This is a genomic window from Sulfitobacter sp. 1A10359 (assembly GCF_043558145.1).
GTDB lineage: Bacteria > Pseudomonadota > Alphaproteobacteria > Rhodobacterales > Rhodobacteraceae > Sulfitobacter > Sulfitobacter faviae.
On record NZ_JBIFGB010000002.1, the window covers coordinates 540,165 to 559,628 of the forward strand.

General features: G+C 65.1%; 20 protein-coding genes. 8 read left to right on the forward strand and 12 right to left on the reverse strand.

The window, feature by feature from the left end; translation table 11 throughout:
* Positions 1-58 precede the first annotated feature (58 nt).
* Both ruvA and ruvC read right to left on the reverse strand, forming a co-directional pair.
* Complete coding sequence (ruvA, locus tag ACGYK2_RS06925) at positions 59-736, reverse strand: Holliday junction branch migration protein RuvA (protein ID WP_271688062.1); 678 nt, start codon at positions 734-736, stop codon at positions 59-61.
* Positions 733-1,239: a crossover junction endodeoxyribonuclease RuvC gene (ruvC, locus tag ACGYK2_RS06930; RefSeq protein ID WP_271688063.1), complete on the reverse strand. Its 507-nt coding sequence runs from the start codon at positions 1,237-1,239 to the stop codon at positions 733-735. Before ruvC ends, ruvA begins: the two co-directional genes overlap by 4 nt.
* 354 nt (positions 1,240-1,593) lie before the next feature.
* Between ruvC and ACGYK2_RS06935 the strand changes: the two genes are divergently transcribed.
* Positions 1,594-1,812, forward strand: coding sequence for a DUF1127 domain-containing protein (locus ACGYK2_RS06935; RefSeq protein ID WP_271688064.1), 219 nt, complete (start codon positions 1,594-1,596; stop codon positions 1,810-1,812).
* Positions 1,813-1,902: 90 nt separating this feature from the next.
* Here ACGYK2_RS06935 and ACGYK2_RS06940 read toward each other — a convergent pair whose 3' ends face one another.
* The 4 genes from ACGYK2_RS06940 to ACGYK2_RS06955 all read right to left on the reverse strand — a co-directional run bounded on the left by ACGYK2_RS06940 (position 1,903) and on the right by ACGYK2_RS06955 (position 6,995).
* A complete protein-coding gene (locus ACGYK2_RS06940) occupies positions 1,903-2,247 on the reverse strand; it encodes a hypothetical protein (RefSeq protein ID WP_271688065.1) in 345 nt (114 codons plus the stop codon).
* A 110-nt stretch (positions 2,248-2,357) separates the two neighbouring features.
* A complete protein-coding gene (locus ACGYK2_RS06945) occupies positions 2,358-3,230 on the reverse strand; it encodes a 50S ribosomal protein L11 methyltransferase (RefSeq protein WP_271688066.1) in 873 nt (290 codons plus the stop codon).
* Between the two features lie 82 nt (positions 3,231-3,312).
* Complete coding sequence (locus tag ACGYK2_RS06950) at positions 3,313-4,545, reverse strand: MFS transporter (RefSeq protein WP_271688067.1); 1,233 nt, start codon at positions 4,543-4,545, stop codon at positions 3,313-3,315.
* Between the two features lie 260 nt (positions 4,546-4,805).
* Complete coding sequence (locus ACGYK2_RS06955) at positions 4,806-6,995, reverse strand: primosomal protein N' (RefSeq protein WP_271688068.1); 2,190 nt, start codon at positions 6,993-6,995, stop codon at positions 4,806-4,808.
* A 122-nt stretch (positions 6,996-7,117) separates the two neighbouring features.
* Here ACGYK2_RS06955 and fsa point away from each other — a divergent pair, with 122 nt between their 5' ends.
* On the forward strand, positions 7,118-7,771 hold the full coding sequence (gene fsa / locus ACGYK2_RS06960) for a fructose-6-phosphate aldolase (RefSeq protein WP_067263530.1): 654 nt from the start codon (positions 7,118-7,120) through the stop codon (positions 7,769-7,771).
* Positions 7,772-7,834: 63 nt separating this feature from the next.
* Here fsa and ACGYK2_RS06965 read toward each other — a convergent pair whose 3' ends face one another.
* Entirely contained in the window at positions 7,835-8,755 is a 921-nt protein-coding gene (locus tag ACGYK2_RS06965; protein WP_271688069.1) for a nitrilase-related carbon-nitrogen hydrolase, read from the reverse strand.
* A 271-nt stretch (positions 8,756-9,026) separates the two neighbouring features.
* On the opposite strand from ACGYK2_RS06965, the gene ACGYK2_RS06970 reads away from it, so the two are divergent.
* The 3 genes from ACGYK2_RS06970 (at position 9,027) to ACGYK2_RS06980 (ending at position 11,210) form a co-directional block, all read left to right on the forward strand.
* Complete coding sequence (locus ACGYK2_RS06970) at positions 9,027-9,734, forward strand: DUF484 family protein (RefSeq protein WP_067263525.1); 708 nt, start codon at positions 9,027-9,029, stop codon at positions 9,732-9,734.
* Entirely contained in the window at positions 9,731-10,675 is a 945-nt protein-coding gene (locus tag ACGYK2_RS06975) for a tyrosine recombinase XerC (RefSeq protein ID WP_271688070.1), read from the forward strand. Before ACGYK2_RS06970 ends, ACGYK2_RS06975 begins: the two co-directional genes overlap by 4 nt.
* A 106-nt stretch (positions 10,676-10,781) precedes the next feature.
* A complete protein-coding gene (locus tag ACGYK2_RS06980) occupies positions 10,782-11,210 on the forward strand; it encodes a PACE efflux transporter (RefSeq protein ID WP_067263523.1) in 429 nt (142 codons plus the stop codon).
* Here ACGYK2_RS06980 and meaB read toward each other — a convergent pair.
* Positions 11,207-12,181 carry a methylmalonyl Co-A mutase-associated GTPase MeaB gene (gene meaB, locus ACGYK2_RS06985; protein ID WP_271688072.1) on the reverse strand — a complete coding sequence of 325 codons (975 nt, stop codon included), beginning with the start codon at positions 12,179-12,181 and terminating at the stop codon, positions 11,207-11,209. The two genes, ACGYK2_RS06980 and meaB, sit on opposite strands and share 4 nt — an antisense overlap.
* Before the next feature lie 62 nt (positions 12,182-12,243).
* Here meaB and hrpB point away from each other — a divergent pair, with 62 nt between their 5' ends.
* The gene (gene hrpB / locus ACGYK2_RS06990) at positions 12,244-14,685 is read left to right on the forward strand and encodes an ATP-dependent helicase HrpB (RefSeq protein WP_271689991.1); all 2,442 of its coding nucleotides are present in this window, start codon (positions 12,244-12,246) and stop codon (positions 14,683-14,685) included.
* A gap of 54 nt (positions 14,686-14,739) precedes the next feature.
* Here the strand turns inward: hrpB and msrB are convergent, their stop codons facing one another.
* The 4 genes from msrB to ACGYK2_RS07010 form a co-directional block, all read right to left on the reverse strand.
* Positions 14,740-15,222 carry a peptide-methionine (R)-S-oxide reductase MsrB gene (msrB, locus tag ACGYK2_RS06995; RefSeq protein WP_271688073.1) on the reverse strand — a complete coding sequence of 161 codons (483 nt, stop codon included), beginning with the start codon at positions 15,220-15,222 and terminating at the stop codon, positions 14,740-14,742.
* A gap of 82 nt (positions 15,223-15,304) precedes the next feature.
* On the reverse strand, positions 15,305-15,859 hold the full coding sequence (locus ACGYK2_RS07000) for a fasciclin domain-containing protein (RefSeq protein ID WP_067268384.1): 555 nt from the start codon (positions 15,857-15,859) through the stop codon (positions 15,305-15,307).
* Positions 15,860-16,031: 172 nt separating this feature from the next.
* On the reverse strand, positions 16,032-16,724 hold the full coding sequence (locus ACGYK2_RS07005; RefSeq protein ID WP_271688074.1) for an anti-sigma factor domain-containing protein: 693 nt from the start codon (positions 16,722-16,724) through the stop codon (positions 16,032-16,034).
* The gene (locus ACGYK2_RS07010; protein ID WP_209218390.1) at positions 16,721-17,221 is read right to left on the reverse strand and encodes a sigma-70 family RNA polymerase sigma factor; all 501 of its coding nucleotides are present in this window, start codon (positions 17,219-17,221) and stop codon (positions 16,721-16,723) included. The genes ACGYK2_RS07005 and ACGYK2_RS07010 overlap by 4 nt, the downstream gene beginning before the upstream one ends.
* A 256-nt stretch (positions 17,222-17,477) precedes the next feature.
* On the opposite strand from ACGYK2_RS07010, the gene ACGYK2_RS07015 reads away from it, so the two are divergent.
* The gene (locus ACGYK2_RS07015; RefSeq protein WP_271688075.1) at positions 17,478-18,680 is read left to right on the forward strand and encodes an FAD-binding oxidoreductase; all 1,203 of its coding nucleotides are present in this window, start codon (positions 17,478-17,480) and stop codon (positions 18,678-18,680) included.
* Positions 18,677-19,456 carry an HpcH/HpaI aldolase/citrate lyase family protein gene (locus ACGYK2_RS07020; protein WP_271688077.1) on the forward strand — a complete coding sequence of 260 codons (780 nt, stop codon included), beginning with the start codon at positions 18,677-18,679 and terminating at the stop codon, positions 19,454-19,456. The genes ACGYK2_RS07015 and ACGYK2_RS07020 overlap by 4 nt, the downstream gene beginning before the upstream one ends.
* The last annotated feature ends 8 nt before the right edge of the window (positions 19,457-19,464 follow it).

A 19,464-nucleotide genomic window follows, 5' to 3' on the forward strand; every position in this document is an offset into this window, starting at 1 on the left:
AGGGTGCGTGGTTCTTCCAGCAGAAGGTTCACGCACCAACCGCCGCGCGCATTCGTGCTCACCCCTTCGGCGCCAGCAGCTTCAGCGCCGCGCGAATGAGCGCCTTGGTATCGGCCTCGGGCGTCTCGCCTGTCGCCTGCGCCACGGCGCCCGCCGCATCGCCCGGGGCATAGCCGAGGTTACCGAGCGCCGAAAGCGCCTCGGACTGGGCAGAGGCATTGGGGGCGGCAGGTTTCGGCGCGGGGCGCGGGGCGGCAGCTTCAATCACCGCCTCGTCGGCGGCGGCCTCAGTCTCGCCCATGGCGTCGGCCACGGTGCCGGTCATCGCCATGACGCCGGGCGCCTTGTCCTTGAGGTCAAGCACCACGCGTTGGGCGATCTTGGGCCCGATGCCCTTCGCGGCCTTCACCGCGTTCCAGTCACCAAGCGCGATGGCGCGGCTCACGCCATCCGGCCCCAGCGTGCCGAGGATCGCGAGCGAGGCCTTGGCCCCCACCCCCTGCACCGAGGTCAGTAGCCGGTGCCATTCCTTCTCCACCAGCGTCTGGAAGCCAAAGAGCTGCATCAGGTCCTCGCGCACCACGAGGTCGGTATAAAGCGCCACCGCCTCGCCCACCCCCGGGAGTGCTGCCATGGTGCGGTCGGAGACATAGACGAGGTAACCCACCCCGCGCACGTCGATCAGCACGTGATCGGCGGCGCGGTAGTCGATGCGGCCCGAAAGCTTGCCGATCATGCGCTTGCCCTCGCCACCGCTTGGGCCAAGGTGCTCGCCCCGCCGTGATGCGCGTGGCAGATCGCGATGGCCAGTGCATCGGCGGCATCCGGCCCCGAAATCTCGATCCCCGGCATCTGCATCTTGACCATATGCGCCACCTGTCCCTTATCCGCATGGCCGACGCCGACCACGGTTTTCTTGACCTTGTTGGGGGCATATTCGCCCACCGTCAAACCAAACTGCGCGGGCACCAGCATGGCGATGCCCCGCGCCTGCCCCAGTTTCAGCGTCCCGGCGCCATCCTTGTTCACGAAGGTCTGCTCAACCGCTGCCGCTTGGGGCCGCCATGCCGTCAGCACACGCGTAAGCTGCCCATGCAAGGACAAGAGCCGCGCGCCAAGGTCGTCGCCTTCGGAGTGACAGATGCCATTGGCCACATGGGCGATTCGGCTGCCCGAGACATCGATCACGCCCCAGCCCAGATTGCGCAGCCCCGGATCTATGCCGATCACCCGTATCATCTCTGCCCCTCGATAAAGTTGTTGCTTTTTTGGTGCACTAGCACGAAAGGCGAACATCGCAAAGCCCTGATGCGCGGCGGGCGCTTTGCGACAGGCGCTCTGTCGCTTTTGAACCGCGGTGTCGAATTGCGCCTCTCCATGGTTCAAAACCGACATGCCGGGCGGTAAATTTTTCCCGTAATGAGAGTGGGTTAACCCTATTTTCGACCCATGCAAAAAACGCAAGCCTCACTGTCGTTTTTGAGGGATTGCGCGGGGCGAATTTCGGGCATACTTGCCGAAAATTCCGTTCGGTAAGGAAGGTCATCCCGCCCCCCTACCGACGCAACCTGAGATCAAACAAAGGACGGCCCCATGGCAGCTTTCGACACCACCCGCACCGCTTACGGCTCCCCCTCGGCCGTCACACGCATCCTTGGCTTTTTCGGCACCTTCTTCGCTGCGGTTGAGGCTTGGCAAGACAGCCGCGCCACCCGCAAGGCGCTGTCGGACCTGACCGATCTCGAGTTGCAAGACATCGGCTTGATCCGGGGCGACATCGACTTTGTGGCGCAGAGCCACTTCGTGCGTTGACCCTACGGGATAATCACCAGCCCAATTAGAAAAAGCCGTAGCGGAGAGCCTCCGCTACGGCTTTTTCTTTACGCAAGAGGCGATGCCCCGTTACCGCATGATCGGGCCGGTCAGCTCGGCCAATGTCTGGGTCACCGGGTCGATGGCCATCATCTTGGCGCCGATCTGCTCAAGGTTCGACCCATTGGCGAGGCGTGAGAGGCGTTCGTTATAGGTCACCGGGCCGATCGCGGCGAGGGTGAAGGCTTTGAAGCCGAAGAACACTAGAACGATCAGGAAAAGCCCTGTCATCGGGAAACCCCGGCGGGCGCGTTTCGGCAAGACAGAGATCAACCCATCGCGTCCGACGCGGGTGACATATCCTCGTTCCAGCTTCCGATGCTTGCGCCCCAGAAGTTCGATCCGTTTCGCGAATTGAGCGTGTCCTTCAGCCATCACAGCCTCCGTAGCAATCCGGCCCCCACCGTTTGCTGTCAATTTGAATAAAGTCCAAATGTGGCAACAAAGCGGCAAAAGGCTCGAATGCAACGAAAATGAGGCGTGAATTATACTTTCGTTTGAAGCGTTAGTGTCGTCCAGTCACCAATACTCTCGCGGTGGGTCAGATTGATGCCGGATCGCGCATAAACCTCGATCACCTCTTCCGCCTGTTCGTTCAGCAGGCCGGAGAGAATCGCATAGCCGCCGGGTTGGAGCGCCGCCGCCATGTCGGGGGCCAGCGCCACCAGCGGTCCTTTGAGGATATTGGCAAAGACCAGATCGAAAGGCGCGGCTTCGGCCAACGCGGGATGGTCGAAACCCGCGGCCTCCACGCAGGTCACGCGGCCCGTTAGCCCGTTGGCGTCGACATTGGCCTGCGCCACCTCCACCGCGACTTCGTCGATGTCGCTTGCCAGCACGGTTTCCGGCCAGATGCGCGCGGCGGCCATGGCCAGCACCGCGGTGCCGCAGCCGATGTCGGCGACGTTGCGGCCGTGGAACCCCTCGTTCGCCAGCCGGTCGAGCGCCTTGAGGCAGCCCAAGGTGGTGCCGTGGTGCCCGGTGCCGAAGGCCATGGCGGCCTCGATCAGCAGCGGCTCGCAGTCTTCGGGCACCTTGTCTGCGTCATGGCTGCCGTAGACGAAGAAGCGGCCCGCCTCCACCGGCGCCAATTCGCGCCGGACATGGGCGACCCAGTCGGTCTCGGGCAGTTCGGAGACGGTGAACTCCTTGGCGCCCATGGCTTTGGCCAGCACGGCAAGTGCTGCGGTATCGGGCGCTTCTTCGAAGTAACCGCCGACTTCCCACAGGCCCGAGCCGTCCTCGACCTCGAAAACGCCCACGCCGGTGGGCTCAGGGGTCAGCCGCTCCATCGCCTCGCCCAGAGCATAGGCGGGGTCGCGGCCTTCGAGGGTGGTGAGGGCGGTGAAAGTGGGCATGGCGCGGTCCTTTGCTGCGGTGCGGTTGCGTTTCGCCTAGGGCCGCGCGCGCGCCGGGTCAAGCCATGCTGGGTTTTGCGCCTTATTCGGCGGCCTGCGGCAGGACACTTTGAAAGATCGTCTCATGCCCCGGCGCGGGATGGCGCGGGATCAGCAGCGACAGCATCAGCGACACAGCCGCCATGCCCGCCGCGAGGAAGAACACCGCCGCCGGCGAGGCCAGCCACAAGAGCCCCAAGAGCACCGGCAGGAAGACCGCGGCGATATGGTTGATGGTGAAAGCCACCGCCGCCGTGGGTGCGATATCCGCAGGGTCCGCGATCTTCTGAAAATAGGTCTTCAACGCCAATGCGAGGGCAAAGAACATATGGTCGATGACATAGAGCGCCGCCGCGATCACCACGCCCCAGCCGAGGTAATAGACCCCGCCATAGGCCAGAAAGACCAAGATCAGCCCGATGTATTCCACCGCCAAGGTCCGGCGTTCGCCGAAATGGCCCACGGCGCGGCCCATCAGCGGGGCAAAGAGCATATTGGCGACAAGGTTGATGAGGTAGAGCATGGTGATCTCATGCACCTCAAAGCCGAAGCGTTCGACCATCATGAAGCCCGCGAAGACCACGAAGATCTGCCGCCGCGCGCCGGACATGAATTGCAGCGCATAATAGAGCCAGTAGCGGCGGCGCAGCACCATTTTCTTGTTCTGCACCGTGGGCGCCTCGAACTGCGGATAGGCCAGCATGGCGGTGAGTGCGATGGCGACGGTAACGCCCCCGCCGATCATATAGACGATGCTGTAGCTGAGGCTCAGCGTCTCCCACAGCGCCATGATCGCGAGATAGGCCACCAACGTGGCCAGCGAGCCCGCGGCCATGAGCCAGCCGATCATGCGCGGGGCGTCCTCAATCTTCAGCCATTGCAGTTGCAGCGACTGGTTCACCGTCTCGTAGTAGTGGAACCCGATGGAGCTGAGCATGGTGATCGTCAGGATACCGCCCATGGAGGGGAAATAGGCCGTGACCGCCGTGGCCGCGCCCAGAAGCGCGAGCGAGACCAGCCCCAGCACCTGCTCGCGCATGAAGAGCAGGATGGCGATGACACCGATGGCGAAGAAGCCCGGGATCTCGCGCACCGTATGCAGCAGTCCGATGTCGGACCCGTCGAAATCGGCGACCTCGATAACGAAGTTATTGAGCAACGCCGACCATGTGTTGAAGGCGATCGGCATGGCCAGCGCCATGAGGAACAGCAGGGCCACGGGACGGCGCCAGAACGGCAGGCGCTTGGCCTCTTCGAGGGTGATAAAACGGGTCATGGCAATTCATTACGCCCAAGGCCCGGGGATGGCGAGAGAAAAGGACGATCCGGCTCAGGAGCCGGGCAGTGCCAGACCGGGGGCTGGCGCACACGAACTTTCAGGTGGGCACTTTATGGCAGCAACTCATATGAAACATGCGCAAGCCGCCACTCCGATAGCAAAAGCGCCAGACCATGGGCCGGTCTGGCGCTGCCCGGCGGGCATACGCCCTTGATTCCGGGCTGGTGCGCGAGGTGCAAACGTCTTGGCAGCCAGCTTCAATAAAAACTCTGCGGATCAATATCCACCGCCAGACGCAAATCCCCCTTGAGCCGCAGCCCGCCGACCCAGCGGCCCAGCGCCTCCTGCAGCGCCACGCCTTTATCCGCCTTCACCAACAGCCGCACACGATGCCGCCCGCGCACCCGGGCGATCGGCGCGGGCGCAGGGCCGAAAACCTGCGCCCCCATGGCACGCAAAGGCCCGTCATGCCGCGCCAGATGGTTGCCCAGATCGAACACCGCCGCCGCGTCGCTGCCGCTCAGGATGATCCCCGCCATGCGCCCATAGGGCGGCACCCCGGCTTGCCGCCGTTCCCCGGCCTCGGCGGCCCAAAAGGCCTCCTCCTCACCCGCCAAGATCGCCCGGATCACCGGGTGCTCGGGCTGATAGGTCTGCAACAGGGCCGCGCCCGGCGCCTCGGCCCGGCCCGCACGCCCCGCCACCTGCCGCATCAGTTGGAAGGTCCGCTCCGCCGCGCGCAGGTCCGACCCGGTGAGGCCAAGATCGGCGTCGATCACCCCCACCAGCGTCAGCTTGGGAAAGTTATGCCCCTTGGCCACCAGCTGCGTGCCGATGATGATATCCGCCGCCCCCTCGGCGATGCCCGCGATCTCGGCCTTGAGCGCGCGGGCCGAGCCGTACATGTCCGAGCTGAGCGTCGCGATCCGGGCCTCGGGCCAGAGCCCTGCCGCTTCTTCGCCCAGACGCTCCACCCCCGGCCCCACGGGCGCGAGCTTGCCTTCGACCCCGCATGAGGGGCAGGCCTCGGGCATCGGCTTGCTCTCACCGCATTGGTGGCAGACGAGGCGTTTCAGGAACCGGTGTTCGACCATCCGCGCATCGCATTGGTCGCAGCCGATCTGCTCGCCGCAGGCACGGCAGAGCGTCACCGGCGCATAGCCGCGTCGGTTGATGAAGAGCATCGCCTGTTCGCCGCGCGCCAGTCGCGCATCGACCTCGCGCTTCATCTCGCCCGAAATCCACTTGTCCCCCGGCAGCCCCGCCTGCCGCATGTCGATCGCGCCCATCTGCGGCATCACCGCCGGGCCGAAACGCGAGGTCAGTTCCAGCCGCCGGTACTTCCCGGCCTCGGCATTGGCCCATGTCTCGAGGCTCGGCGTGGCGCTTGCAAGCACCACCTGCGCGCCGCAGATCGAGGCCCGCAGCACCGCCATGTCCCGCGCGTTGTAGAGCACGCCGTCCTCCTGCTTGTAGGAGGTGTCATGTTCCTCATCCACGACGATCAGCCCGAGGTTCTGGAACGGCAGAAACAGGGCCGAGCGCGCGCCGATCACCAGTTGCGCATTGCCCTGCCCCACCATGCGCCAGATGCGGCGCCGCTCGGTCATGGTCACGCCCGAGTGCCATTCGGCGGGCTTGGCGCCGAAACGCTCTTCGACACGCTCCAAAAACTGCTCGGTCAGCGCGATCTCGGGCAGCAGCACCAGCGCCTGCCGCCCCGCTTGCACCGCAGCTGCCACGGCTTCGAGATAGACCTCCGTCTTGCCCGAACCGGTGACCCCGCGCAAAAGCGTGGTGCCGTAGGTCTCGGACTTGATCCCCTCGCGCAGCACTGCCGCCGCCTTGGCCTGATCCTCGGTCAGCGCCTTGCCCGGCAGCGAGGGATCGAGCGGGCGGAACGGCAGGTCGCGGGGGCTTTCCTCCTCGCGCACGGCGCCTTGGTCGACCAGCCCTTTCACGACCGAGGACGTCACCCCGGCCATCTCAGAAAGCTCCTTCAGCGTGAAGGCCAGATCGCCATATTCCTCCAGCACCGCCATGACCCTTTGCCGCGCATCGGTCATGCGCGACGGCATACCATCGCCGGCGCGGTAAATCTTGCGCATCGACGGCGGATCGCCGAGGCCCGGCGCGCGGGTCGCCAACCGCAGCATGGCGGGCAGCGGCGTGAGCGTATAGGCAGCAGACCGCAGCAAAAACTCGCGCATCTCCTCGCGCATCGGCGGCGCGTCGAGCACCCGGATCACATGGCGCACCTTGTTGATGTCGTAATCCCCGGCCCCCGGCCCCCAGACCACACCCATCACCTTGCGCGGCCCCAGCGGCACCTCGACAAAGGCCCCTGCATGGCAACCGCCCTCGGGCGCGCGATAATCCAAAGCGCGGCCCAAAGGCTGGGTGGTCATTACCGACAACAACTCACCATGGTGGTAGAATTCAGCCATACCTGCCGCATGCTCCGTGACGCTTGGGGGAATTGAGGCTTTAAGCATCGCAGATCATGCGGTAAAGCCAAGGCAACGAATTGACCCGATAGCGATCACATTCCAACCCGGAAGGAAAGCCCATGAAATTCTTCGTAGATACAGCCGAGATCGACGCCATCGCCGAACTCAATGACCTTGGCATGGTCGACGGCGTGACCACCAATCCCTCCCTAATCCTGAAATCGGGCCGCAACATCCTTGAAGTCACCAAAGAGATTTGTGACCTCGTCGACGGCCCTGTTTCCGCTGAAGTCGTGGCGCTGGAAGCCGACGCGATGATCGCCGAGGGCCGCAAACTGGCCGAAATCGCCGACAACATCACCATCAAACTGCCGCTGACATGGGACGGGCTGAAAGCCTGTAAGGTTCTGTCGGGCGAAGGTCACATGATCAACGTGACGCTCTGCTTCTCGGCGAACCAAGCGCTGATCGCGGCCAAGGCGGGCGCGACCTTCATCTCGCCCTTCATCGGGCGCCTTGACGACATCAACCTCGATGGCATGGACCTGATCCAAGACATCCGCACCATCTATGACAACTACGGTTTCGAAACGCAGATCCTCGCCGCCTCCATCCGCAGCGTGAACCACATTCTGGACGCCGCGCGCATCGGTGCCGACGTGATGACCGCGCCGCCCGAGGTGATCAAGAAACTGGCCGCGCATCCGCTGACCGACAAGGGGCTGGAGCAGTTCATGGCCGATTGGAAAAAGACCGGTCAGAACATCCTCTGATCCCGCCTTAACGCGCGAACATCAAACCCCTTCCGCCCGTGGCGGAGGGGGTTTTTCTTTGCCTTAGGCCGCACTCCCTTCGACCGTCAGGTGATCGCCCGACCACAGCCCCGGGCGCACCTCGGCCTCTGCCGCGCCTGCGCGGATGCGGCGGCACTGTCCCACGGGAATTGCGGGAGCTTCCAAGACCAAATCCATGCCCTGCGCCGCTGTCTGGGGCGGCAGGGCCGCATGCATCCCGTCCAAAGCCACCGAAACGTCGCAGGGCAGGTAAACGCTCGCCCCGCCCACGCCGGTATCCTGCTGCCACGGGGTCAGCGGCGCGCCCACCGCGCCGACACAGCAAACGGCGGTCTGCAATTCAATGGCCCGCGCCCGTGCGCAACTGAACACGCGGTTATAGCCGGTGATCATATCGGTCTTGGCGGGAATGATCACCAGATCGAGGTTCAGCTCCCCCAGTTTGGACCAGAGCGCGGTATATTCCGCATCAAGACAGATCGCGATGACACAGCGCAGCCCGTTCCACTCGAACAGGTTGATCCCCGTGCCCGCGATGGTCACGCCGCTGGCGCCATTCGCCTCAAGCGGGGTCAGGCTCAGCTTGTTCTGCACTTGCAGCCCGCCATCGGGGGTTAGAAACCACGCTTGATTAAGGTAACCTTCGGGCGCATCGACCGTAGGGAAGGCCACGGGAAAGGTGCCGGGCAGCAGGGCCACGCCGGTTTGCTCAACCATGCGCCGCATCGGGTCGAGCGCCAGCGTGGCGGTCTGCGCGAGCCAGCCAAGCTGCTCTTCCGCAGGCAGGTCGGCGGGGGCGAAACTCAGCCACTGCGCGCAGCAAAACTCGGGCATCACCAAAAGCTGCGCCTCACGCTCGGCGGCCTGTTGCAGACGCGTCTCGACACTGGCGAGCCAGCTTTGCAGCGAGTCCGGCGCGACCTGAAGGTTGGCGGCCCAAAGATCGACAGAGACATGTTCCATGTAAGATTTCCTCTCCCGGCAAAGACCTCTCCCACCGCACCCGGGGATATGCGGCAGGCTTCGATCAGGTACGCGCGGCCCTACGGCTGAAATCCGCGCGTCGACCGGGGCCAACACGTCTGCGCCGCTTTTGTTCCGCCAGGCTTCGTTCTACATCCCGGCCTGACGCAAGGCGGCAACAAAGACCGCAGGCGGCAGGACCCGTGACCAATTGGGGGCAGATCTTGACGCCCCAGCATGCTATGACACTGCAAATCAAAAAGAGACGCCCATGAGCAGCAGCCCCAAAATCGACGACGCCCTGCGGGAGGCGATCATCTCAGCGCCTGACGTCATTCTTGACGACAGCGACGTGATGCAGGCGCTGATCGCGGCGAATGAAAAGGCCATGGGCGGCAATATCGTCGACCTGCGCGGCATCGCGATGGAGCGGCTGGAAACCCGTCTCGACCGGCTGGAGGACACCCACCGCAGCGTCATCGCGGCGGCCTATGAAAACCTTGCCGGGACCAATCAGATCCACCGCGCCATCCTGCGCATGCTCGACCCGGTGGAGTTCGAGACTTTCCTGCGCGATCTCGGCGGCGAAGTGGCCGATATCCTGCGCGTCGATGCGGTGCGGCTGGTGTTGGAATCCACCCAGAACGACAATGACCCGGCGGTGCAGCGTTTGGGCGATGTGCTCAGCGTGGCCGAGCCAGGGTTCATCGACGACTACCTGAGCCAAGGGCGCGGCGGCATGGTGCGGCAGGTGACCCTGCGCGCGCTGCAAGACGGATCCGAAGCGCTCTATGGCAGCAAGGCGGGATGGATCCGGTCCGAGGCTTGTCTCAAGCTTGATTTCGGCCCCGGACGGCTGCCCGGCCTGTTGGTCATGGGCGCCGAAGACCCGCATATGTTCGGCCCGCAACAGGGCACCGATCTGCTCACCTTCTTTACCGGCGTGCTGGAGCGATCCATGCGCCGCTGGCTGTCTTGAGCGAGAAGGCAAATCCGCTGCTGATCAGCCCCGCCGCGCGGGACGCGCTTCAGACGTGGTTGGAACACCAAAGCGCGCTAAAGGATGCGGCCGAAAATACGATCATCGCCTACCGGGGCGATGTGACCGAATTCCTCACCTTCATGACGCTGCATAAGGGCGACACCCAAGGTCTGGGTGCGTTGGCGAAAATCACCATCAGCGATATGCGCGCATGGATGGCCAGCACCCGCAGCGGCGGGGCGGGGTCACGGTCAGTCGCGCGCAAGCTCTCGGCGGTGAAAGCCTTTTACCGCTGGCTGGCCGAGCGGGAGGGGTTCGAGCCCACTGCCGTTCTGCTCGCCCGGTCGCCGAAGTTCACCAAGAAACTGCCCCGCCCGCTGGCCGAAGACGCTGCCCGCGCGCTGATCGACTGTGTCGAGACCCAAGCCCGCGCGCCATGGGTGGCGGCGCGTGACGTGGCGGTGCTGACCCTGCTCTGGGGCTGCGGGCTGCGGATTTCCGAGGCGCTGGCGCTGAAAGGCGGCGATGCGCCCCTGCCTGCCAGCCTGCGCATCCTTGGCAAAGGCGGGAAGGAACGGGTCGTGCCGGTCTTGCCCGCCGCACGCGCCGCGGTCGCAGACTACCTCGCCCTCTGCCCGCACCCGCGTGAGGCGCAGGCCCCGCTGTTCCGCGCCATCCGTGGCGGTGGTTTGGGCGCGCGCGCCGTGGCGCAGGTGATGGCCGATGCGCGGATGCAACTGGGCCTGCCCGCCAGCGCCACGCCCCACGCCATGCGCCACAGCTTTGCCACCCATCTGCTCGACGCGGGCGGCGATCTGCGCGCCATTCAGGAGCTTTTGGGCCATGCGTCCTTGTCGACCACGCAGGCCTATACCGCCGTCGATACCGCGCGGCTGATGGAGGTCTATAACAACGCCCATCCCAAGGCGGGCCGCTGAGCCCCTTGCACCCCGCGCGTCAATCGCCATATTGGCCCCAAGCGAGGACGACCTCCCCCATTTGGGCAGCCACTCGGGACGACCCGACCAATACCGGGACCACCCCATGCGCAGCACCGCAGACCGCATCCGCCACGCCCTTAGTTTTGAGATCATCGCCCTGCTGATCGTCACCCCCGCCAGTGCTTGGCTCTTTGACAAGCCCATCGGCCATATCGGCGTCGTCGCCGTGGTCAGCGCCAGCATCGCGACGGGGTGGAACTATGTCTACAACCTCGGCTTCGACCACGCCCTGCGCCGGTTGCGCGGCACGGTGAAAAAGACGGTGCCGATCCGCGTGCTTCATGCCGTGAGTTTCGAGATCGGGCTGCTCTTCGTGCTCTTGCCCTTCATCGCGTGGTATCTTGAGATTTCTCTGCGCGAAGCCTTCTTGATCGACGTGTCCTTGGCGGTGTTTTACCTGATCTACGCCTTCGTCTTTAACTGGATCTACGACGTGCTCTTCCCCGTCTCGGAACCCGCAAACGCGTCTTAATCTGCCCTGAGGCGGCGGACGAATTCCGCCGCCGCTTCCGCCGGATCACGCGCGCCATCGGCCACGGCATCGCTGAGCCGCGTCAGATCGTCCTTGGCCTGTGGGGTCTCAAGCTGCGCCAAAAGCCGCTGCTTCACATCCTGCTCAAACCAATAACGCGCCTGTGCGGCGCGGGTGCGGTCCCAGAACCCGTTTTCCCGGCGCCAGTCGGTCAGTTCCTGCAAAGCGGCCCAAGTCTCCTCCAGCCCGTTTTCCTCCAGCGCTGAAACGGCGGTGGCACGCGGAAAACCCTCGGGGTCCTGCGGGCGCTTGCGCAACAGGCGCAGGGCACCGGCATAGTCAGCGCGGGTACGCGCGGCGGTGGATTTCAGATCGCCGTCGGCCTTGTTGATGACGATGAGGTCGGCAATCTCCATGATGCCGCGTTTGACGCCCTGCAACTCGTCCCCGCCAGCGGGGGCCAGAAGCAGCACGAAGGCGTCCGACATCTCGGCCACCACGGTTTCCGACTGGCCCACGCCCACGGTCTCGATCAGCACCACGTCAAAGCCCGCCGCTTCGCAAAGCCGCACCGCCTCGCGCGAGCGGCGCGCGACGCCGCCGAGATGCGTTTGGCTGGGCGAGGGCCGGATGAAAGCATTGGGGTCGCGGCTCAGCCGGTCCATCCGCGTCTTGTCGCCGAGGATCGACCCGCCCGAACGCGCCGAACTGGGGTCCACCGCCAGCACCGCCACGCGTTTGCCCTGCCCGGTCAGCATCATGCCGAAGCTTTCGATGAAGGTGGATTTGCCCACACCGGGCGTGCCCGAAAGCCCGATGCGCAGCGCCTGCCGGTCGGCTGGCAGCTTCGCCAGCAGCTCCGCCGCCGCCGTGCGATGGTCGGCGCGGCCTGATTCCACCAAGGTGATCGCCCGCGCCAATGCGCGGCGCTCTCCTGCTATGATGCCTTCGGCCAATGTCTCGATATCCATGGGGCAACTTTTGCGGGGGCGGCGTGGAATTGTCCATCCCCACCCTTGGCGCGGCGCGCGCGATGCCCGATAACCGCGCCATGTCCAACGCTGATTTCGCCCTGCCCATCGACGCCGTTTTGCCGGATGTGATCACCGCCCTGCGCAACACGGGCCGCGTCGTGCTGCAAGCGCCCCCCGGCGCGGGCAAGACGACGCGGGTGCCGCTGGCGATGCTGGAGGCCGGGCTGACGCCGGGCCGCATCCTGATGTTGGAGCCGCGCCGCCTCGCCGCCCGCGCCGCCGCCGCGCGCATGGCAGAAAGCCTTGGCGAGGAGACCGGCCAGACCGTCGGTTTTCGTGTGCGCGGCGCCTCGGCGGTGTCCAAGGCCACGCGCATCGAGGTCGTCACCGAGGGCATCCTGACCCGCATGTTGCAGGACAACCCCGACCTGCCGGGCGTCGGCGCGGTGATCTTCGACGAATTTCACGAACGCTCGCTCAACGCCGATCTCGGCCTCGCGCTGGCGCTCGAAGTTGCGGGCGCGCTGCGCGACGACCTGATGCTGGTGGCCATGTCCGCCACGCTCGACGCCGCCCCGGTGGCCGCGCTGATGGCGGCGCCGATCGTGACCTCCGAGGGGCGCAGTTTCGAGGTCGAGCCGCGCTGGCTCGACAAGCCCATGGGCAAACAACGGCTAGAGAACGCCGTGGCCGACCTCACGCTAAAGGCGCTGTCGGAATCGCCCGGCTCCGCGCTGGTCTTCCTGCCCGGCGAGGGGGAGATTCGCCGGGTCGAGGCGCTTTTGCGCCCTGCCCTGCCCGCAGATTGCACCCTCGCCCCGCTCTTCGGCGCGCTCGACTTCAAGGCGCAGCAGGCCGCCATCGCGCCCGCGCCCTCGGGTCGCAAGGTGGTGCTGGCGACCTCCATCGCCGAGACCTCCCTGACCATCGAAGGCATCCGCATCGTCGTCGATGCGGGCCGCGCGCGGCGCGCGCTCTTCGATCCGGCCTCGGGCATGTCCCGGCTGGTGACCGAGCGGGTCACCCGCGCCGAGGCCACGCAGCGCGCGGGCCGTGCCGGGCGGCTGGATACCGGGGTGGCCTACAAGCTCTGGACCCGGGGCGAGGAAGGCGCGCTGGCGGCCTTCCCCCCGGCCGAGATCGAGGCTGGCGACCTCACCGGTTTCGCCTTGGAACTGGCGCTCTGGGGCGCGCAGGCGAGCGATCTGAGCTTCGTCACCCCGCCCCACGCGGGCCGTCTGGCCGAGGCGCAATCGGTGCTGCAGATGTTGGGCGCGCTGGACGCTGCGGGGCGCATCACCGAGCATGGCCGCGGCTTGGCGAAGCTCCCCCTGCACCCACGACTGGCGCATATGGTGACCCGCGGCGGCCCTCGCGCGCCGCTGCTGGCGGCCCTTCTGGCCGAGCGTGACCCCATGCGCGGCGCGCCGGTCGACCTTGCGCTGCGGATGGACGCGCTGGCCGGAAAACGCACTGCCACGCCACCCCATGCGCCCACGCTAGCGCGCATCAAGGCCGAGGCGAAACGTCTGGCACGCGGCGCGAAGGGCGACGGGCCGGACTCCTTGGGCGTGCTGGCCGCGCTCGCCTATCCCGACCGCGTCGGGCTGCGCCGCAAGGGCGAGGCACCGCGTTATGTGCTCTCAGGCGGCAAGGGCGCGGTGCTGTCAGAGGCCGACCCGATGGCGGGCGCGCGGCTCTTGGTGGCCACCGACCTCGACGGCGACCCGCGTGAGGCGCGTATCCGGCAGGCGGCGCTGATCTCGGACGCCGAGTTGCGCGCTACCTTCGCCGATCAAATCCACTGGCAGGATGTTTGCCTATGGTCGCGCCGTGAGGGGCGTGTGCTGACCCGCAAGCAGGAGGTCTTCGGTGCGCTGGTTCTGGAGGACCGCACATGGCCCGATGCGCCCGCCGATGCTGTGGCGGTCGCGATGCTGGACGGTGTGCGGCAATTGGGGCTGAACCCCGGCAAGACGGCGGCGCTGTTTCTGGCCCGCGCCCGGCTGATGCCCGCGCCCTTCCCCGATTTCAGCGAAGCGCATCTGATGGATACGCTGGAAGACTGGCTGCTGCCGCATCTGACGGGCGTGCGAAGCAGCGCCGATTGGAAAGGGTTCGACCTCACCCCGGCGCTCAAAACCCGGCTGAGTTGGGAGCAACAGCGAGAATTGGACCGCTCGGCCCCTGCCCATTTTGAAACCCCGCTCGGGCGGCGCGTGGCCATCGACTATAGCGGAGAGACCCCCGGCATCGCGCTGCGTTTACAAGAGATGTTCGGCGTGACGCGGCACCCGACGGTGGGCGGCCAGCCATTGCAAGTTACCCTGCTGTCGCCTGCGCAGCGCCCGGTGCAGGTCACGATGGACATCCCCGGCTTTTGGGCAAGCTCATATGCCGATGTGCGAAAGGACATGCGAGGGCGGTATCCGCGTCATCCGTGGCCCGAAGACCCCACGGTGGCGGACCCGACCCTGCGCGCCAAACCGCGCGGCACCTGACGGGGCAACACGCGCCGAAAGCGGCGCGCGATCCGTTGGGGTGAGACCTATCCGTCAAGCTGCGACGAACTTCAGCGAGACGCCGTTGATGCAATGCCGCTTGCCCGTGGGCTCTGGCCCGTCATCAAAGATATGGCCCAGATGGCTGCCACAACGGTCGCAATGCACCTCGGTCCGGCGCATGAAGAAACTGTTGTCGGCCATGGTCTCAACCGCATTGTCGAGCGGCTGATAAAAGCTCGGCCAGCCGGTGCCGCTTTTGAACTTGGTCGCCGCATCATAAAGCGGTTGATCACAGCCCTTGCAGATGAAGGTGCCGGGGCGTTTCTCGTCGTTTAGAGGGCTGGTAAAGGCGCGCTCCGTGTCGCCTTCGCGCATGACCGCATATTCCAAGTCGCTCAGCATCGCGCGCCACTCGGCTTCGCTGCGGGTAACCTCAAACTTGCCCTCGACATAAGCGGCCAAAGCGCCGCGCGCGCCGAACCCGATGGCGGTGGCGCCCAGAAAGGTCGATGTCAGAAAATGACGTCTGTTCATGGTGTTACTCCTCGCGTTCGGGTGGGATAGCGCCGGGCCAGCATGGGGGTACTGGCCCGGCAACAGGCCTAAGGGTTGCCTCTTATTTGGGAACCAACACGCTGTTTACAACGTGAATCACCCCGTTGGACTGGTTCACATCTGCGATAGTCACGCGCGAGGCATTGCCGCTTTCGTCGATGATATAGACGTTGCGGCCCTTCACCTGCGCCGAAAGCGCATCGCCGGACACGGCGTTGAAGTGGTAGAACCCATCGCTGGAGGCGCGTGCCTTGGCGGCGATGTCGGCGGCGGACCATTTACCGGCCACCACATGGGCGGTCAGCACTTTGGTCAGCATGTCCTTGTTCTCGGGCTTGAGCAGGGTCTCGACAGTGCCCGCAGGCAGCGCGTCAAAGGCGGAGTTGACCGGGGCGAAAACGGTGAACGGCCCTTCGGAGGCCAGCGTATCGACCAGACCGGCAGCCTTGACGGCGGCGACCAGCGTGGTGTGATCGGCGGAGTTCACGGCGTTTTCGACGATGTTCTTATTCTCGAACATGGGCGCGCCGCCCACTTCGGGATTGGCGGCGATGGCACCGGTGGCCAGCAGAGCGGCAGTGGCGGTGGCGGCGGCGAATGTCTTGAGCGTCTTCATTGGATTTCCTCCCTTGAATGCCCCCCGTTGTGGGCGGCGATACTGGACCCACGGGGCAGACGTGAGAGGAGTTTCAGAATGGTTCAGAAAATTCGCAACAAAATCATAACGCGTTGTAAGGGATGTGAAAAATGAAACGCCCTGCTCGGTCAAAGCAGGGCGTTTCGGGGGTTTAGAGTTCCGCTACAGCACCAGCGGCCATGACCTCCCCAGTGGGGACACCGCCGGGTGCGCCGCCGGGCGGCTCATCGGTGATGGCCAGCGTGATCTGCGCCGCCTCGGGCGCCAGATCGGCGGGCAAGGTCACGCGGTTAACCTCCCCCTCAGGCAGCACGCCCAGAGAGATCGGCGCACGATCCGGCAGGATTGCCCAAAGCTCCAGCACGCGGCCCGCGGGCGCGTCGCCCGAGACGCGGCGCAGCGCGATATCGCCGCGCGACATGTCCATGACGGCCAGCAATTCCAGCGCGCTGTCCTCGGCGGCCATGCGGGTGGCATAGACCTCGGCCGGGGGCTGCATCGGCGGCTCGCGCAGCATCGGCAGGGCAAGGAAGGCCACGGTGGCCAAAGCCGCCACCGAAATCCCCTGCCACAGCCAGAGCCGCTGCAACAGCGGCACCTGCCGCGCGGGGAAGAGCCGCGCCATCAGCGCGCGGCGCAGCTTCGCAGGCGGGGCGACGGGGGCGATATCGTCGGTCATCGCCACGAAACGCTCCTGCCAATCGGCCACGCGGCGGGCGAACTCGTGGTCTTGCATCAGCCGGGTGCGGGCCGCGGCACGGTCTTCGCCTTCCAACAGGCCCAAGGCCATTTCGGCGGCCAGCAGATCGTCGTCTTCGGGCGGGGTGATGGGGGTGTCGCTCATATGCTCATACACTCCCGCAGGGCCATCAAACCACGGCGCAGCCATGTGCGCATGGTGTTGAGCGGCACGTTGAAACGCTGCGCAAGCTCGGCATAGCTGTCGCCATCAAGGTACGCCCCGCGCACCGCTGCACCGCGATCCGCTTCAAGATCATCCAGACAATTGGTCAGCCGCTTGGCCTCTGACGCGGCCACGGCGGATTGCTCGGGGTTCGGCCCCGGCGCGGCCAGTTCCAGCCCCGGCGTGTCGATGTCCTGATGGCCCTTGCGGGTGGCGCGCAGCCGGTCAATCGCCGTGTTACGCGCAATGGTGATCAGCCACGTCATCGGCGACAGGCCATTGGCCTGATAGCGGTCGGAATTATTCCAGATTTTGACGAAACTGTCCTGCATGGCATCCTCTGCTGCGGCGCGTGTATCCAACACACGCAGGCAGACCCCGAATAGTTTCGCCGACACCCGATCATAAAGCGCCTCAAAGGCGGCACGGTCCCCCATTGCGACCTGCGCAATCAGACGCTCAATCTCTTCGCGGTCGCTGTCCAAGGGTCACTCCTTTGGGCGGTCATCTGTGTTGCGGCATTGCGCTCATGGTGCGACAGCCGCAGTAAAAGTCAACCCTGCCTCATCCATAGGCACAGGCGCAACCCATCGCCGCAAAACGAAAATTCGCGCCGCGCTTCACAAAGATTGCAGGCTCTGGATGCTTAGGCTACCCACGATTCAGAGGGGAATGCGCAAAGGGAGACTGTGCATGCAAAACGCGCTTGAGACGTCCTATGACGTGGTGATCGTGGGCGGGGCCATCTATGGCTCGGCTTTGGCTTGGTGGCTGACCAACACGCCGGGGTTCGACGGCGAGGTGCTGGTGGTCGAGCGGGATCCAACCTATGAATTCGCCTCGACCAGCCATACGAATTCCTGCATCCGCCAGCAGTTCAGCGCCCCCGTGAATATCCAGATTTCGCAGTTCGGGGCCGAGTTCATCAAAAACTTCCGCCACTTCATGCATGACGATCCCGAGGTGCCGGAACTGGCGCTGCAAAGCTTTGGCTACCTCTATCTTGCCGACACGCCCGAGTTTGCCCAGACCCTGCGCGAGGCACAGAGCATCCAGACCTCCATGGGCGCGCATACCCAGCATATGACCAAGGATGAGATCGCCGTGCGCTATCCGTTCTACATGCTCGACGATGTGATCGCGGGCAATCACAACACGGTCAACGAAGGCTACTTCGACGGCGGCACGATGTTCGACTGGTTCAAACGCATGGCCAAGCGGCGCGGCGTGACCTTTGTCCATGACGAGGTGACGGGTATGACGCTGAACGCCGCAGGCAGCGCGGTGGATGCGGTGACGTTGAAGTCAGGTGCGACGGTCTCCTGCGGCACGGTCGTCAATGCCTCCGGCCCCCGTGCCGCCGCGACGGCGCAGATGGCAGGCATCGCCCTGCCCGTCATGCCGCGCAAACGCTACACTTTCATCTTTGACGCCGCCGAGCCGCTGGAAATGGACCTGCCGCTGACCATCGACCCCAGCGGCGTGCATATGCGCCAAGAGGGCAAATACTACATGGCAGGCTGCCCGCCGGAGGATGACTACGACGCTGGCTATGACGATTTCACCTTCGATCATTCGATCTGGGAGGAAAAGGTCTGGCCCACCATCGCCACCCGCGTTCCGGCCTTTGAACGGGTCAAGGTGATCAACGAATGGGTCGGCCATTACGCCTATAACACCGTCGACCAGAACGCGATTCTGGGTCGGCACGACAAGGTCGCGAATTTCGTCTTCATGAACGGCTTTTCCGGCCACGGGTTGCAACAGGCCCCCGCCATCGGGCGCGGCACGGCAGAGTTGATCACCCATGGCGGCTACCGCACGCTTGACCTGACCCCGCTGGACTACGCGCGGATCGTGCGTTCCGAGAAATTCGTCGAAAGGGCCGTGATATGAAATTGCGCGAGAACAGCTTCCTCACGGCCATCCGCGCCGGGCAAAAGCAGCTTGGCCTCTGGGTCTCCCTCTCCAACGGCTATGCCGCCGAGGTGGTGGCCCATGCGGGCTATGACTGGGTGATGCTGGATATGGAACATGCGCCCAGCGACATGGCCTCGGTCTTGGGGCAGTTGCAGGCGTTCTCGGGCAGTGAGACCACGGCGATGGTGCGGCCCGACTGGAACGATGCGGTCAAGGTCAAACGGCTGATGGACCTCGGCGCACCGGGGCTGCTGTTTCCCATGGTGCAGACCCCTGATGAGGCCCGCGCCGCCGTGGCCGCCTGCCGCTATCCGCCGCGCGGCATTCGGGGCGTGGCCGGGCTGAACCGCGCCAACCAATTTGGTCGGGTCGCGGATTACAACGCCGAGGTCGAGAACCAGACCGCCATCCTGATCCAGCTTGAAACCCGCGCCGCCGTCGAAAACGCCGCCGCCTTTGCCGAGGTCGAGGGGATCGACGGTATCTTCTTTGGCCCCGCCGATATCGCCGCCGACATGGCCCATCTGGGCCAGACCCTGCACCCCGAGGTCTGGGAGGTCATCCGCCCCGCGGCCAAACTCTTGATGGACAAGGGCATTCCCGTGGGCACGCTGGTCACCGACCCCGATTTCGCCGCCCAACTGCTGAACGAAGGCTTCACCTTTGTCGCCTGCGGCACGGATGTGGGCCTTTTGGCCCAAGGCGCCGATGCCCTGCGTGCGAAGGTGCGCGACAAGATTTCTGAGACGTGAAAGGAAGA